The organism is Pseudomonas sp. Q11 (assembly GCF_024494355.1).
Lineage (GTDB): Bacteria > Pseudomonadota > Gammaproteobacteria > Pseudomonadales > Pseudomonadaceae > Aquipseudomonas > Aquipseudomonas hefeiensis.
This window is the reverse complement of the sequence record NZ_JAKNQY010000029.1, coordinates 16,025-30,615: the sequence shown is the minus strand read 5'-3', so window position 1 is coordinate 30,615 and position 14,591 is coordinate 16,025. Positions and strand designations below refer to the sequence as shown.

Below are 14,591 nucleotides of genomic sequence, written 5' to 3'. Positions count from 1 at the left end.
GAAAAACCATGCCGGTCCCACAGGACCGGTGCCAGCCAGTAATGGGGCTGGGCACAGAGGTTTCAATGGTCTTTACCAGATGTTTACGTTTGCTTGTGCAGGCGCCTGATCGGTTAAAGTGTCGGACCGCTTTTTGACCTGCGATACCGACTCATGAATCCGTTTGACGTGCTGCGCGACTCTTTGTATTTCTTCAAGCGCCATCTTGGCCGGATCGCCCAGCTGTGCCTGCCGCTGGTGATACTCGAGGCCGTGCTGCAACAAGGTGTGGACAGCGCCGTCGGCCCCGAAGGTTTCTCCGGCTACAGCCTGATCGTCGGGCTGCTGATATATCCGCTGTACACCACCGCGCTCATTCTGTTTCTCGACGCCCGCAGTCGCGGCGAAGCGCCCCGTCCCCGTGACCTTCTCGCAACGTCCCTGACCCTGTGGCCACGCTTTGCCTTGCTGACCGCACTCAATACGTTGCTGATCCTGGTCGGCATCTCGTTGTACTTCCTGCCGGGCCTTTGGCTGATGGTGGTCCTGGCCTTCGGCGAATACCTGCTGGTGCTGCGCGGCCTGACTCCGCTGGCGGCCATGAAGGAAAGCCTGCGCCTGACCCGCGGCAATTTCTGGCGCATCCTGTTGTGCATTCTTTGCGTGATGATCCCGCTGTGGCTACTCAAGGGCGCCAGCCTGTCGGTGTATCCGCCACCCCAGAACCCGCTGATCGCCTTGCTGATCGACAGCGTTCACAGCTTCCTGCAGCTGTTCACCACCGTGGTGCTGTTCCGGATGTTCATGCTGGTCGCGGAAAAACCTGACAGCCGCTGACGACGACTGCGAAGGTTACGGGCTTGGGCTCGGCAACTGCTCTCGGTTATGCTCGGGATCACTTTTGCGTATTGCCCATTTAAGTCGAGCCATGACCCGTCTATTGCGCTACACCTTGCTGGGCCTGTTGGTGATTCTCGGCCTGGCCGCCCTGTCGATCTACAGCCTGACCTGGCGCCCAGAACCCCGGGAAGCACTGCCGGTCAGTTGCGCCGCCAACACCGCAACGCTCACGCCTGGCCAGGCATTGAAGGTGATGACCTGGAATGTCCAGTTCCTGGCCGGCAAGCGCTACGTGTTCTGGCACGACTTGGCCCAGGGTAATGATGAAAGCCCGACCCTCGAAGACATGGCCTTCAGCCTCGACGAAGTGGCAAGGGTCATTCGCGACGAGCAACCGGACATCGTGTTGCTCCAGGAACTGGACGACGGCGCCAAGGCCAGCGACTACCAGAACCAGCTCAAGTTGTTGCAGGAACGATTGACCGATCTGTATCCGTGCAGCACCAGCGCCTTTGACTGGAAAGCCGACTTCATCCCCGACCCGCATATCTTTGGCAGCGTTGGCCGGCAGTTGGCGACGTTGAGCCGTTACCGCATCGATCAAGCGGAACGGGTGCAGTTACCGGTGGCCGGGGCCAATTTCATCAGCCGTCAGTTCCAGCCAAAAAATGCCTTGTTGGTCAGTCACCTGCCGCTGAGCAGTGGCGGCCACCTGGTCGTGCTCAACACCCATCTGGAACGGGCCACGCAGCCGGATGAGACCCTGCCGAACCAGGTCAAAGCGGTGAGCAAGGTACTGGACAAACTTGAATCGCGAAGCAAACCCTGGCTGATCGGCGGCGACTTCAATCTGCTCCCCCTGGGCCAATACCGGCGCCTGCCTGCCGCGCAGCGCACACCCTACTCCGCCGACAGCCCTCTACACCTGCTGTGGGACAAATACCCGATGATCCCCACCAACAACGAGGCCAGCGGCATCGATCGCCGCCACTGGCTGACCCACTACCCGAATGACCCTGGCCTCAACGGCCCTGACCGTACCGTCGACTACCTGTTCTATAGTCCTCGGATCAAACGGGTCGAGGCTCGGGTGCGGCAGGACGATACGTTGCGTATCTCCGATCATTTGCCGGTGATTGCACGATTCCTGTTGCCGGCCACGCCGTGATTCCAAGCCACATTCTTCGCCAGACGAATGTGGCTCAAGCCGGACGCCCAGGGTGAGTCAGGGACGAATACCGGTCTCAGCTTCCTGAACGGTCCAGGGTTTGACCTGGTCGCTCAGCGTCAGCCCCAAACCCGGACGGGTGGGCACCAGCATCCGACCGTCACGGGTTTCCAGACGCTCGTTGAACAGCGGCTCAAGCCATTCGAAATGCTCGACCCAAGGCTCGGTCGGATAGGCGGCGGCCAGGTGAACGTGCAGTTCCATGGCGAAATGAGGGGCCAGCATCAGGCCCGCCTGGTCGGCCATTGATGCGACCTTCAGATAAGGGGTGATACCGCCTACTCGTGGCGCGTCGGGCATCAGGAAGTCGGCGCCGCGCTGCTTGATGAACTCCGCGTGTTCAGCAACGCTGGTGAGCATTTCGCCGGTGGCGATCGGTGTATCGAACTGCTGCGCCAACGCGGCATGGCCTTCAGCGTCATAGCAGTCCAGCGGCTCTTCAATCCAAATCAGGTTGTACGCTTCAAATTGCCGACACATGCGCTGGGCCGTCGGGCGATCCCATTGCTGGTTGGCATCCACCATCAACGGAAAGTTGTCGCCCAAGTGCTTGCGCACCGTGCTGACCCGTTCAATGTCGATGGCGCAATCCGGTTGCCCGACTTTCAATTTGATGCCGCCAATGCCCTTTTCTCGCGAGAGATCAGTGTTCTTCATCAACTGATCGAGCGGAGTATGAAGAAAGCCACCAGAGGTGTTGTAGCAACGCACCGAGTCACGTTGAGCACCGAGCAAGCGCGCCAGCGACAGGTTGGCGCGCTTGGCCTTCAGATCCCACAACGCCACGTCGAACGCACCGATGGCCTGGGTCGACATACCACTGCGGCCCACCGATGCGCCAGCCCAGCACAGCTTGGTCCAGAGCTTGGCAATGTCACTGGGGTTTTCACCGATCAGCGCCGGGGCGATTTCCTTGGCATGAGCGAATTGTCCCGGCCCGCCGGCACGTTTGGAGTAACTGAAACCCAGGCCCTGATGCCCATCGACGGTCTCGATTTCGGCAAACAAAATGGCGATTTCAGTCATCGGCTTTTGCCGGCCGGTAAGCACCTTGGCATCACTGATGGGATTGGCCAGCGGCAGGATGACCGAAGCGACACGAACCCAGGCAATCCGGTCGTCGTCGGAGGACTTGAGCGATTGTTTTTGTACGAGCATAGGACTCTCCTTGGACAGGGTCTGAAAGCGCGATGATTGCGCAATCATCGCAAGACATAAAAAAGACCTTCGTCGGTGCTACAGAAGGCCTCTTGACTCGATACTACACTGATTGCGCAATCATTCAATCCCGTGAATCCCCGGAAAATCGATTGCCAGGTTCAGGTGCTGGCGCGGTCGATGAACGTGAAGCCGGTGTCAATCCGCACGGGCTTGAGATGGGCACCGGGATTTTCAAACCGCTCAAGCAGCGCCTCAGCCACTTGCAGGCCAATCCTGCCGCCGTCGACGCTGACGGTCGACAGCGCCGGGTAAACCTGCGCCGCGCTGCTCAGATCGCCGAATCCCATGACGGCCAGGTCAGCGGGCACCTGCAGGCCAAGACTAGCTGCTTGCGCCAACACACCTTGAGCCACGGTATCGGAGCTGCACACCACGATGTCGGGGCGCACCGGCAGATCCAGCAGCCGCCGAAGCCCCTCTCGCCCCACCTCCAGCGTGGCGGGGGGCGCCAGGACTTCCATGGGCACCTCCTCAATGCCCTGGCGCTGCAGCTCGGCGACAAGACTGTTGCAGCGACGCAGGCCACGAGGGTCGCTGATGGTCACCACAGAAAAGCGCTGGTAACCCTTTTTAAGCAAATGTCGCGCTGTCTCTTGTCCGACTTTTTCATGGGAGAAGCCAACCAGCATGTCCAAAGGGTCTTCACTCAGATCCCAGGCCTCGACCACAGGAATTCCCGCTTGGGCGAGGCGCAAGCGGCTTGATTCGGTATGAAGCGTACCGGTCAGTACGATGCCATCCGGACGACGACCGAGTACGGCTTCAAGCAGCTTTTCTTCCTGTTCCGCGCTGTAGCCTGTCAGACCCAGCAGGGTTTGATAGCCCGCTTGGGTCAGGCGGTCCATCAGCGATTGCACAGTGTCTGCAAAAATGGAGTTAGCGATGGTGGGAAGAAAAATCGCCACCAGACGACTTTTGTTACTCGCCAGGCTACCCGCCAGCATGTTCGGCACATAGCCCGATTGGCGCACCGCTTCGCGGACCTTCTCCCGCGTGTTCTCGCTCACCAGTTCCGGGCGATGCAAAGCCCTGGAAACAGTCATTGGCGAAACGCCTGCAATCTTTGCCACGTCGATCAACGTCAGGCTCGAACCCTTGGTGGTCACGGTCATCGGTGCCTGGGAGGTGGGCGCTGCTGGTTTCTTTGCCATGAACGGTTCCGAATCTGAAGCCAAGTAACCGGGACTGCGTATAAAGCAGTTGATGGGTCGGTGAATCTACCATTTGCGCCCCCGTGCTGGCGGGCCAAACCGGCGGATTTTCACTTACGGGGTTTGATCCGTGCCGTGGCTTCGGCCACCAGCGGATCGTCCGGCCAGTAATGCTTGGGATAACGTCCCTTGAGGTCTTTCTTTACTTCGGCATAGGTGCTGCGCCAGAAATTCGCCAGATCCTGGGTCACCTGCACCGGCCGCCGCGCTGGTGACAACAGGTGCAGTTTGACGACCTGTCGGCCGCCGGCAATGCGTGGGGTGTCGGCCAGGCCGAACAGTTCCTGCAAGCGTACCGCCAGAATCGGCGGATGCTCGCTGTAGTCCAGGCGAATCGACGAGCCCGAGGGCACGCTCAGATGATGGGGCGCCCATTCATCCAGCCGTTGCGGCAAGGGCCAGGGCAGCAGGTTGTGGACGATACTCGACAGGTCCAGGCTGGCGAAATGACTGAGGCGCGACACGCGTCCCAGGTACGGCATCAACCACTGCTCAAGCGTGTTCAGTAGCGCCCCATCGCTGACATCTGGCCAATCGCTCTCGCCCTTGGCTTCCAGGTCGAGCCGGCGCAGCAGGGCCACTCGTGCTTGCCATTGCCGCAGTTCCGGCGTCCAGGGCAGCAACTCGAGGCCCTTGCGCCGTACCAGGTTCACCAGCGCCTGGCTGCGGGCCGACTCATCCAGGCCAGTCAGTGGTTCACGGCTGAGCACCAGTTCGCCGACCTTGCGCTGGCGCTCGGCCCGCAGCACGCCTTCACGCTCATCCCAATCCAGTTGATCCACCGTGCGCACCTGCTCGGCCAGCACCGAATCAAACAGCGCCGGATCGAAGTCCGTCGCCAGGTAGATCCGCTCTTCCCGCTGCCCCTGACGGCTGCCCAGGTCGGCGATCACCAGCCACGCCTGTTTCATCAGGCTGTCCGCTTCGGCAAACAACGCTGCACGGCCATTGGCCAGGCGATACTCCGCCCCGCCGGGCCGCCGCTGTTGGGCAACACGATCCGGGTAGGCCAACGCCAACAGCGCGCCCAGCCAGCGCGGATGTTCGGGGTCGGCGACGGCGTCTTCGGCCTTGCCCCGCAGGTAACCGCGATATTGCCGGGCCAGTTGCCGCGCCCGCTGAACCCCGGCCTGGGCGCCACGGGCCGCCCGCTCTTCACCAGACAGCAACGCCAGGCGCGTGTGCAGGTCCGCCCCGGCACCGCGCAGAATGTCTCGCTCACCCAACAGGGCCGCGACGTTGCACGCCATGTCCGCCAACCCCAGCGACTGCCCACGCAGCAACAAATGAGCGATGCGCGGGTGAGCCGGCAGTTCGGCCATGGCTTGGCCATGACGGGTCAGTTGCTCGCCGTCCAGCGCGCCCAGGCGTTGCAGCAGATCCTGCGCCTGGGCATAAGCGGCGGCGGGCGGAATGTCGAGCCAGACCAATTGCTGCGGGGTCACGCCCCAACGTCCCAATTGCAGGGCCAGCCCGGCCAGGTCCGCCGAAAGAATCTCCGCGCTGCCATAAGCGGCCAGTTGTTCGTGCTGGTCTTCGGACCACAACCGGTAACACACCCCCGGCTCCAGGCGCCCGGCGCGACCGGCCCGCTGAGTGGCGCTGGCCCGGGAGATGCGCTGGGTGTCGAGGCGGGTCATGCCGCTGCCCGGATCAAAACGCGGCACCCGGGCCAGCCCGGCATCGATCACCACCCGCACACCGTTGATGGTCAGGCTGGTTTCGGCGATGTTGGTGGCCAGCACCACTTTGCGCTGGTCGGGCGGAGCCGGGTCGATGGCCGCGCGTTGGGCGGCGAGGTCCAGCTCGCCATGCAACGGACAGAGCAGCACATTGCCGGCCTCACCCAAGGCATCGGCCAGTTGCTGATGAACCCGGCGGATCTCCGCTTGCCCGGGCAAGAACACCAGCACGCTGCCGGTTTCATCGTGCAGTGCTTCGAGCACGGTCTGCACCAGGCGCGGCTCGATGAACTCGCCGGGCTGGAACGGCCGGCCCCAGCGCACGGCCACCGGGAACATGCGACCTTCACTGCGCAGGATCGGCGCGTCGTCCAACAATCCGGCCAGACGCTCGCCTTCCAGCGTCGCGGACATCAGCAGGATTTTCAGCGGCTGGTCGTCGCGAAACAGCTCCCGGCCGTTGAGGCTCAAGGCCAGGGCCAGGTCGGCATCAAGACTGCGTTCGTGGAACTCATCGAAAATCAGCAGCCCCACCCCCTCCAGCGCCGGGTCGTCCTGCAAGCGGCGGGTGAGGATGCCTTCGGTGACCACTTCAATGCGGGTCTTGGGGCCGACCTTGCTGTCCAGGCGAATCCGGTAGCCGACGGTTTCACCGACCTTTTCCCCCAGCTCGCTGGCCAGCCGCTCGGCCGCCGCCCGTGCCGCCAGGCGCCGGGGCTCAAGCATCAGAATGGTCTGCCCGGCCAGCCAGGGCTCATTCAACAGGGCCAAGGGAACGCGGGTGGTTTTACCGGCGCCGGGCGGCGCTTCGAGCACGGCTTCGTGACGCGACGCCAAGGCTTGACGCAGCGCGGGTAAAACTTCATCAATCGGCAAAGAAATCATGCTGGCTCCAAAACAGAGGGCCGAGTATAACGGCGAACTGTTTAGCGTGGTCTGGACTCCAACCAGCAACGCCTTTACCTGCTCAGGAGATTGCTATGCGTATTCCCTTTCGCGTGATCGGCGGCGTTCTGGTCGCCGCCCTGCTGACCCAGATCAGCGCCTGCGGCTCGATTTTCTACCCCGACCGTCGCGGCCAGATCGACGGCAAGATCGACCCGGCGATTGCCGCGCTGGACGCCGTCGGCCTGCTGTTCTACATCATCCCCGGCCTGATCGCGTTCGCCGTGGACTTCGCCACCGGGGCGATTTATTTCGAACCCGGCAGAAGCGTCCAGATCGAGCCAGAAAAACTCAAGCCAGCCATCAACGCCGACGGCAGCGTCAACAACCAAAAGCTGCAAGCGATTTTGGAGAGCGAACTGGGCCGCAGTTTCCCACTGGACGACCCTCGTTTGATCCAGGGCAAGGGCAGCGCGCAGCAATTGGCCGCCCTCGGGCTCAAACCGGCCGCGTGATGGGCGCTATTGAAGGAACGACCGCGTCATGACCACCAGCACCGAACATGCTCGCCTGCTGCGCCTGGCCACCCGAGCTTCGGTGGCCGTCGCGCTCATTCTGATCGTTGCCAAGGCTCTGGCCTGGTGGCTGAGCGGCTCGGTGAGCATGCTCGCCGGCCTGACCGACTCGGCGCTGGACGGCGTCACATCACTGCTCAACCTGCTGGCGGTGCATTACGCATTGCGCCCCGCCGACGAGGACCATCGTTACGGCCACGGCAAAGCCGAATCCCTGGCCGGCATGGCCCAGGCATTGTTCATCGGCGGTAGTGCCGTGTTGATTGCATTGCAGGCGTTCGAGCGCCTGAAAAATCCGGTCCCGGTGGAGGCGGCCTGGCTCAGTGTCGGAGTGATCGTATTCTCCCTGGGGCTGACCCTGGCCCTGTTGGCGCTGCAACATCGGGTCGTCCGCGCCACCGGTTCCAACGCCGTGCGCGCTGACTCGCTGCACTATCGCTCGGATCTGTTGCTCAACGGCAGCATCCTGGTCGCCCTGGTGCTGGCCGGGTTCGGCTGGTATCAACTCGACGCCTGGTTCGGCCTGGGCATCGCCGCCTACATCCTGTGGAGCGCCATCCAGATCGCCAGGGAAAGCTTCGCGGTATTGATGGATGAGGAACTGCCGCCTGATGTCAGCCAGCGCATGCTGGAACTGGCCTGCGCGGTGCCCGGCGTACTGGGTGCCCACGACCTGCGCACGCGTATCTCAGGAAACCATTGGTTCGTGCAACTGCATCTGGAGCTGCCGGGAGAACTGACCCTGTCAGTGGCCCACGGCATCAGCGACCAGGCCGCCGATGCCATACACCGCGCCTTTCCGAAAGCGGAAGTGTTGGTGCACGCGGATCCGTCGGAAGTGGTGAAAGGCGCCGGCGCTTGACGCCGAACACAGAACCCGTGGCGAGGGAGCTTGCTCCCGCTGGCCTGCGCAGCGGGCCCAGGTTTTGCGGTCGCTGCGCAACCGAGCGGGAGCAAGCTCCCTCGCCACAGGGGAGTATTTTTTTATGCTGAGTGCTCAGTACGTCACCTGATACCCACGACTGCTCAAGCAACTCCCCTGGGCCTGGCGATAGGTCTGCACCACTTGCGGCGCGGGTGGGTAGGTGTAGTTGCGCGGATCGAAACCGCTCTGCTGCACCGCCCAGCGATAGCATTCGTAGCCATCCTGATTGACCTGCTCGGGAGACTGGCCGTTGGCCGGATAAGCCACCACATCGTAGCTGTTGCCTTGGGGCTGGGGCTGTGGGTTGTTCACTGGCGCGTCGACGACAACGTAATCCTGGGTGTTGGCTTCGTAAATGTAATAGGCGCCAGCGGCGAGGAAAAACAGCGAGCTGCCGATCCAGACTTCCCGAGCGTAATCGGGTAGGTAACGGATGCGGATGCCCCGTGGTGGCTGCACGACGACGTAACGCGGCCCTTGGGGGCGATACCAGTAGCCACCCGAATAAAAATAGTCATGGCCACGGTAAGGCACGCGGTAGTTGCGATCCGGGAAACGGTCGATTACATACCCGGGACGGTATTGTGGTCCCGGCCCCCAACCGTTGCCATGACCGTCCGGCCGGCCGGGCCAGTGCTGGTCCGGGCGAGGGTCATGGCCCGGGCGTGGCCCACCGTTCGGATACCCATCGCCGCGGCGCGGGATATCGCGGTAGTAGCCCGGCTTCGGTTCCTGGGTCTGGGTCACGCTGTCGGGACGGCCGTGGATCGGCAGGCTGTTACCAGGCTGCGGCGGCGGACGGCCATTGGGATCCTGAGGCGGGCGGTTGTAGGGCTGGCCGCCTTGAGCGTGAGGTTGGACCTCAAACTGGCGGCTGTTGTCGCCGCGAATGATCTCATTGCTCTGTGGCCGAGGTTGGCCTGAATAACCCTGGCCGTTACCACCTCGCCCGTCCGGGCCGCCACGATTTTGCTGATCGTCGGCCACTCCCTGCGCACTGACACTTGCCCATAACAGACCAACACCTGCCAAACGCCAGATGCGCGACTTCATGAAATTCCTCACAACGGTTCAGGGCCTGATGAATGAGACTGGAAAAGCCTAGGCCGGTACTGCGACAGGTTATCAGTCGTCGCCATTATTTCGCAGGTATAAAAAAGGGAGACCCGTCGGCCTCCCCTTGAGAACTTCGTCCGTGCGCGACGCTTTTGACGTCGGCTCACCTCACGCCGTCTTCTGGACAGTGTGCAGCTCGGGGGTCTGCCAGACACCGGTGGGTGCTGCGACCGCAGCCGGCCTGATTGGGCGGGCCGCACTGGACTGTTTGTCCGAGCAGTGATCTTGGTGATTAGAATAGGCTTGGAGCACCGACGAATGATTGCGAAGATTGCGTAAATAAACATCACTTGCGCAATTTTTTACCGGCGATAGATAATATCCAGCAATTATCCGGACAAAGGCCCGACCAATGAGCAAACTTGACCGCTACGACCTGAGCATTCTGGCGGAATTGCAGCGCGACGCGCGCATTTCCAATCAAGAGCTGGCCGAACGTATCGGCCTGTCGCCATCCCCCTGCTCGCGGCGGGTCAAGCAACTGGAAGACGATGGCTACATTACCCGTCAGGTCGCTCTGCTCGACCGCAAAATGCTTGGCCTGAGCCTGACGGCCTACGTGCTCATCGGCATGGACCGCCACACCCCTGAACGTTTCGAGAACTTCGAAGCCGCCATCCGCAATCTGCCCCAGGTATTGGAATGCAGCCTGGTGACCGGCATGGATGCGGATTACCAACTCAAGGTCGTGGTGCCGGACATGGACCATTATCAGAAACTGCTGCTGGGCCACCTGACCCGGATTGACGGGGTCACCAGTGTGCGGTCCAGTTTCGTGTTGAATCAGGTGCTCAACAGCACCGAACTGCCGCTGACTCATCTGCGTGGCTGACGACAAACGAGCGCCGCTTCACAGCCGCTCACCGACGTACGCGCGCATCGGCCAGCCCCCGAACCCAAACCACACTCGCCTTGAAGCCACGAATCAGCCTTTGAATTCCCGCGAGGCGTATTCGGCGAGCTTGCCCTGGATGAAGTCCAGAAAGCACTGGATCCTCAGGGCCAGTTGGGAGTTGCGGTAATACACCGCGTTGATCGGTTGGCGATATCCGCTGTTGGCATCGGCCAGCAGCACCTTGAGCTGGCCGGCACGGATGTCTTCACGGGTCATGAAGTCCGACAGGCACGCTATGCCCTGCCCTTGCAGCGCCAAGTGGCGCACGGTCTCGCCGCTGGATGCGCTGATGGCCGGCTGGATCGCCCAGCGATCACCGTGCTCGTGACGCAGCGGCCACTGATTGAGGCCCTCGTTCTGCGCAAACCCCAGCAGTGCATGCCGGGCCAGTTCGGCGACAGTGCCAGGTGTGCCGTGCTGCTTCAGATAGACGGGGCTGGCCAGGATATGCAGTGGGCTGCATCCCAGGGATCGGGCATGAAGTGTCGAGTCAGTGAGCGTGCCGATGCGGATCGCGATGTCGGTACTTTGCTCGAGCAAATCGATGATCAGGTCGTTGCTGTTGAGTTCAAGCTGGATATCCGGGTAAAGCCCGCGGAACTCTTCGATGTGCGGCACGATAGCGTGCAACATGAAGGGGGACGCCGCATTGATCCGCAACCGCCCGGCCGGGTTTTTCTGGCGGGACGACAGGCGTTCCTCCAGCTCATCCATCTGGTCGAGAATGCCCTTGGCCTGCTCGAAGAAATACTTACCCTCTTCGGTCAGGTCCATCCGCCGGGTGGTGCGGTTGATCAACGTGGTATCGAGCTTGGCTTCCAGGCGCGACAAGGTACGACTGACCGCAGACGGCGTCTGCCCGACCTGCTCGGCGGCGGCGGAAATCGACCCGCACTCGATCACGCAGACGAAAATCTGCAATTCGTCGGATCTGGCTTTCACGTATCCCCCTGTCGATTGCGCTCTCTCGTGGCGAGGGGATTTATCCCCGCTGGCTCGCAAAGCGGACCTGAGCCACAGGATAGTATCGGGATACGTGACAAAAGAAAGGTCACGCCTTCAGGCCGAACACCTCAATCAAATGCTGCTCATAGCGCGCCACATCGGCCTCGATATCCGGGCGTTTCATTACGTCCACAGACAGGAAGGTCGGCAATCCGCTCATGCCCAGGAACTGGTTGGCCTTGTGGAACGGGAAGTACACAGCGTCCACACCCTTGGCCTCAAAGAAGTCGGTCGGGTCATCGAAGGCTTGCTGCGGGGCGTTCCAGGTCAGCGACAACATGTATTGCTTGCCCTGTAACAAGCCACCGCTGCCGTATTTCTGCGAAGCATCGGAGCGGGTGCGGCCGTCGCTGGCGTAGAGGCTGCCATGGCCCTCGGTGAAGACCTCATCGACGTATTTCTTTACGGTCCACGGCGCGCCCATCCACCAGCCTGGCATCTGGTAAATGATCACGTCGGCCCAGAGGAACTTGGCGACTTCCTCCTTGATGTCGTAACCACCGTCGATGAAAGTGGTTTTCACATCGAAACCGCCGCGGTCCAACACGCTAACCGCCGTGTCATGGAGGGTTGCGTTATAGCGACCGTCGGAGTGAGCGAATTGTTTACCACCGTTGAGCAGCAGGACTTTTTTCATGGAGAGCCTCATCGGATTCCAGGGGACACGGTTGAACGGTCACCCAATGGAAAGATTGAAAATGATGGCGGCAGAGTACCGATGAGTTTGTGGCGGAGTAAGCACCGCAACAGCAAAACTAATTTGACCTAAACGCACGAATAGACAGGCGATTCTTGCCGTAACATCCGCATACTTTTATTCAGGAGCCGCCCGATGAGCGAACTGCACGGTTTCATCCTGCACGCCAAGACCCGCCCGGAAAAAGCCGAAGCCTTCGAAACCCTGTTTCGTGCCTACGTGGAACCGAGCCGCGCCGAACCCGGATGCATCGAATATCACATGCTGCGCGACCAGCAAGATCCGTCACTGTTTATCTTCTATGAAATCTGGCAATCCCAGGCTCACTTGGACGTGCATTCAAACCTGCCGCACATGAAGCAGTTTTTTGAGCAGCGCATGGAGTACCTGGAGCGCGATTTCGAGATCCGCCGCGTCGACATGCTCAGCCCGTCCTCGGCTAGCCGCTAATCAGCAAATGGCCGCCGAGCACACCAAGACCCATGAAAAACGCCCGCTTGAACAGCACCGCGCTGATGCGCTGACGCAGCCATTGCCCCAGCCACATTCCCAACAGCGCCGGCGCCAGGGCCAGCAACGAAGCGCTTAATTCGCCACTGCCCAAGGCGCCGCGCCACAGCAAGCCGGCCGCCAGGGCCAGTGTCGAAACCGTGAATGACACCCCCAAAGCCTGCACCAGTTCATCCTTGCTCAAGCCCAACGCTTGCAGGTACGGCACCGCCGGAATGACGAACACACCGGTCGCGCAGGTGATGAGGCCGGTGAGCAGACCGCAGAACGGCGCGAGCCACGGCTCAACACTGGCAGCAACCCGCAACGTCGGCAGCAACAGCCCGCTCAGCGCATACAGCAACAACGCGCCACCCAACGCTCGAACGGCCCAAGGTCCACCCACCGTATCGAACCACAACGTGCCCAGACCGGTGCCGATGCAAATCGCCAGCAACAGTGGCCACAAGCGCCTGATCAGGGGTTGCAGATGACCGCCAAAGGTCAGTTGCCAGATGTTGGTCAGTGTGGCCGGGATGATGAGCAACGCCGCAGCCTGCGCCGGAGCCATAGCCAGGCCGAGCAAGCCCATGGAAATGGTCGGCAGGCCGAGGCCGATCATGCCCTTGATGGTGCCGGCCAGCAGGAAGGTGCCGATGACCAGCAAAGAAAGCATAAGACCGAGATTCTGATAGAAAGCGATGAGTGTGTTCATGGGTCTATCGTGGACCCTGGCTGCCGGGTTTTAAATCTGCCATATACTGAGACAGCCTATCGCTCAGCAAGAGGCTGAAGAATTTGCTGATGCTGTCGACGCCATCGCGAGCAGGCTCGCTCCCACCTTGGATCGGGCTCCTTCAGAAGCAATGCACTGTTCTTGTGGGAGCGAGCCTGCTCGCGATGACAATGTTCCAGACACCACAGCCCCCGGCACAGGATCACATCCCCCATGCACTTCGACCTCACCGACCTGCGTCTCTACCTGCACATCCTCGACACCGGCAACATCACCGCCGGCGCTGCCCGCAGCCATCTGTCCCTGGCGGCGGCCAGTGCCCGGGTCCGGGCCATGGAGGCCTCCCTGGGGATCGAGTTGCTCGAACGTGGGCGCCGAGGTGTTACACCTACGTCGGCCGGCAAGGCGCTGGCGCAACATGCCCGGGTGTTGCTGCAACACGCCGAACACCTGCAACAGGACCTGGGCGAATACGCCCGGGGCGTCAAAGGTCGGGTACGGTTGCTGTGCAACACCAGCGCCATGACCGAATACCTGCCGGAGTTGCTGGCCGATTTTCTCAAGGCCCATCCCAACCTCGACATCGATCTGCAGGAATTGCCCAGCTCACGGAGCACCCATGCGCTGCGTCAGGGCGCGGCTGACCTGGGAATCATCTCCGACGCGGTGGACACCAATGGCCTTGAGACCCGCCCCTTTCGCGATGATCCGCTGGTATTGATCCTGCCCTCGGAACATCCTTTGGCTGACGGCCGACCGCTGAGTTTCAATGAGACCCTCAGCCATGATTATGTAGGCCTGAACGCTTCCAGTGCTCTGGCGATCTACCTCGAAGAGCAGGCGCTGCACACCGGACGGCGCATGCACATCCGCATTCGCGCCGACGGTTTTGATGGCGTGATTCGCATGGTCGCTCATGGCGCGGGCATTGCCATCGTGCCAAAGGCCGCGATCGCGCGGCGCCCGCCCGAACCTTCCTGGCGATGGGTCTCGCTGCAAGAGGCCTGGGCTCAACGCTCACTGCGACTGTGTGCCCGCAGCTTCGACGACTTGCCCGCCTACGCCAAGGCCCTCGCCACGCACTTGACCATCCGCTGACGCGCTTCT

At 61.6% G+C, this 14,591-nt stretch carries 14 protein-coding genes; 7 read left to right on the top strand and 7 right to left on the bottom strand.

Translation table 11 applies throughout. The features are described 5' to 3' along the window. The first annotated feature begins 153 nt into the window (after positions 1-153). Positions 154-816, top strand: coding sequence for a YciC family protein (locus tag MA884_RS23720; protein WP_256232793.1), 663 nt, complete (start codon positions 154-156; stop codon positions 814-816). 91 nt (positions 817-907) lie between these two features. After that, positions 908-1,987 carry an endonuclease/exonuclease/phosphatase family protein gene (locus tag MA884_RS23715; RefSeq protein ID WP_256232792.1) on the top strand — a complete coding sequence of 360 codons (1,080 nt, stop codon included), beginning with the start codon at positions 908-910 and terminating at the stop codon, positions 1,985-1,987. Between the two features lie 57 nt (positions 1,988-2,044). Here the strand turns inward: MA884_RS23715 and MA884_RS23710 are convergent, their stop codons facing one another. The 3 genes from MA884_RS23710 to hrpB form a co-directional block, all read right to left on the bottom strand. Beyond that, complete coding sequence (locus MA884_RS23710; protein ID WP_256232791.1) at positions 2,045-3,205, bottom strand: mandelate racemase/muconate lactonizing enzyme family protein; 1,161 nt, start codon at positions 3,203-3,205, stop codon at positions 2,045-2,047. 161 nt (positions 3,206-3,366) lie between these two features. Further along, positions 3,367-4,419 (bottom strand): LacI family DNA-binding transcriptional regulator, encoded by a 1,053-nt coding sequence (locus tag MA884_RS23705; RefSeq protein WP_256232790.1) that lies wholly within the window; start codon positions 4,417-4,419, stop codon positions 3,367-3,369. A 110-nt stretch (positions 4,420-4,529) separates the two neighbouring features. After that, positions 4,530-7,046: an ATP-dependent helicase HrpB gene (hrpB, locus tag MA884_RS23700; RefSeq protein WP_256232789.1), complete on the bottom strand. Its 2,517-nt coding sequence runs from the start codon at positions 7,044-7,046 to the stop codon at positions 4,530-4,532. A 95-nt stretch (positions 7,047-7,141) separates the two neighbouring features. Here hrpB and MA884_RS23695 point away from each other — a divergent pair, with 95 nt between their 5' ends. After that, complete coding sequence (locus tag MA884_RS23695) at positions 7,142-7,561, top strand: polyribonucleotide nucleotidyltransferase (RefSeq protein ID WP_256232788.1); 420 nt, start codon at positions 7,142-7,144, stop codon at positions 7,559-7,561. A gap of 28 nt (positions 7,562-7,589) precedes the next feature. Further along, positions 7,590-8,483: a cation diffusion facilitator family transporter gene (locus tag MA884_RS23690; RefSeq protein WP_256232787.1), complete on the top strand. Its 894-nt coding sequence runs from the start codon at positions 7,590-7,592 to the stop codon at positions 8,481-8,483. Positions 8,484-8,618: 135 nt separating this feature from the next. Here MA884_RS23690 and MA884_RS23685 read toward each other — a convergent pair whose 3' ends face one another. After that, positions 8,619-9,599 (bottom strand): DUF6515 family protein, encoded by a 981-nt coding sequence (locus tag MA884_RS23685; RefSeq protein WP_256232786.1) that lies wholly within the window; start codon positions 9,597-9,599, stop codon positions 8,619-8,621. Between the two features lie 415 nt (positions 9,600-10,014). Between MA884_RS23685 and MA884_RS23680 the strand changes: the two genes are divergently transcribed. Further along, on the top strand, positions 10,015-10,494 hold the full coding sequence (locus tag MA884_RS23680) for an Lrp/AsnC family transcriptional regulator (RefSeq protein ID WP_047229533.1): 480 nt from the start codon (positions 10,015-10,017) through the stop codon (positions 10,492-10,494). A 93-nt stretch (positions 10,495-10,587) separates the two neighbouring features. Here the strand turns inward: MA884_RS23680 and MA884_RS23675 are convergent, their stop codons facing one another. Both MA884_RS23675 and MA884_RS23670 read right to left on the bottom strand, forming a co-directional pair. Then, a complete protein-coding gene (locus MA884_RS23675) occupies positions 10,588-11,499 on the bottom strand; it encodes a LysR family transcriptional regulator (protein WP_256232785.1) in 912 nt (303 codons plus the stop codon). A 109-nt stretch (positions 11,500-11,608) separates the two neighbouring features. After that, positions 11,609-12,199: an NAD(P)H-dependent oxidoreductase gene (locus MA884_RS23670; protein ID WP_256232784.1), complete on the bottom strand. Its 591-nt coding sequence runs from the start codon at positions 12,197-12,199 to the stop codon at positions 11,609-11,611. A 195-nt stretch (positions 12,200-12,394) separates the two neighbouring features. Here MA884_RS23670 and MA884_RS23665 point away from each other — a divergent pair, with 195 nt between their 5' ends. Next, the gene (locus MA884_RS23665; RefSeq protein ID WP_256232783.1) at positions 12,395-12,709 is read left to right on the top strand and encodes a putative quinol monooxygenase; all 315 of its coding nucleotides are present in this window, start codon (positions 12,395-12,397) and stop codon (positions 12,707-12,709) included. On the opposite strand, the gene MA884_RS23660 is transcribed toward MA884_RS23665, so the two are convergent. Then, entirely contained in the window at positions 12,699-13,463 is a 765-nt protein-coding gene (locus tag MA884_RS23660) for a sulfite exporter TauE/SafE family protein (RefSeq protein WP_256232782.1), read from the bottom strand. The genes MA884_RS23665 and MA884_RS23660 overlap by 11 nt on opposite strands. 234 nt (positions 13,464-13,697) lie before the next feature. Here MA884_RS23660 and MA884_RS23655 point away from each other — a divergent pair, with 234 nt between their 5' ends. Beyond that, positions 13,698-14,582 (top strand): LysR substrate-binding domain-containing protein, encoded by an 885-nt coding sequence (locus MA884_RS23655; RefSeq protein ID WP_256232781.1) that lies wholly within the window; start codon positions 13,698-13,700, stop codon positions 14,580-14,582. The last annotated feature ends 9 nt before the right edge of the window (positions 14,583-14,591 follow it).

Coding starts and splice junctions, on each gene's coding strand:
- MA884_RS23680 (WP_047229533.1), top strand. CDS start 10,015: ATGAGCAAACTTGACCGCTACGACCTGAGCATTCTGGCGGAATTGCAG.
- MA884_RS23715 (WP_256232792.1), top strand. CDS start 908: ATGACCCGTCTATTGCGCTACACCTTGCTGGGCCTGTTGGTGATTCTC.
- MA884_RS23710 (WP_256232791.1), bottom strand. CDS start 3,205: ATGCTCGTACAAAAACAATCGCTCAAGTCCTCCGACGACGACCGGATT.
- hrpB (WP_256232789.1), bottom strand. CDS start 7,046: ATGATTTCTTTGCCGATTGATGAAGTTTTACCCGCGCTGCGTCAAGCC.
- MA884_RS23665 (WP_256232783.1), top strand. CDS start 12,395: ATGAGCGAACTGCACGGTTTCATCCTGCACGCCAAGACCCGCCCGGAA.
- MA884_RS23660 (WP_256232782.1), bottom strand. CDS start 13,463: ATGAACACACTCATCGCTTTCTATCAGAATCTCGGTCTTATGCTTTCT.
- MA884_RS23685 (WP_256232786.1), bottom strand. CDS start 9,599: ATGAAGTCGCGCATCTGGCGTTTGGCAGGTGTTGGTCTGTTATGGGCA.
- MA884_RS23655 (WP_256232781.1), top strand. CDS start 13,698: ATGCACTTCGACCTCACCGACCTGCGTCTCTACCTGCACATCCTCGAC.
- MA884_RS23695 (WP_256232788.1), top strand. CDS start 7,142: ATGCGTATTCCCTTTCGCGTGATCGGCGGCGTTCTGGTCGCCGCCCTG.
- MA884_RS23670 (WP_256232784.1), bottom strand. CDS start 12,199: ATGAAAAAAGTCCTGCTGCTCAACGGTGGTAAACAATTCGCTCACTCC.
- MA884_RS23705 (WP_256232790.1), bottom strand. CDS start 4,419: ATGGCAAAGAAACCAGCAGCGCCCACCTCCCAGGCACCGATGACCGTG.
- MA884_RS23720 (WP_256232793.1), top strand. CDS start 154: ATGAATCCGTTTGACGTGCTGCGCGACTCTTTGTATTTCTTCAAGCGC.
- MA884_RS23690 (WP_256232787.1), top strand. CDS start 7,590: ATGACCACCAGCACCGAACATGCTCGCCTGCTGCGCCTGGCCACCCGA.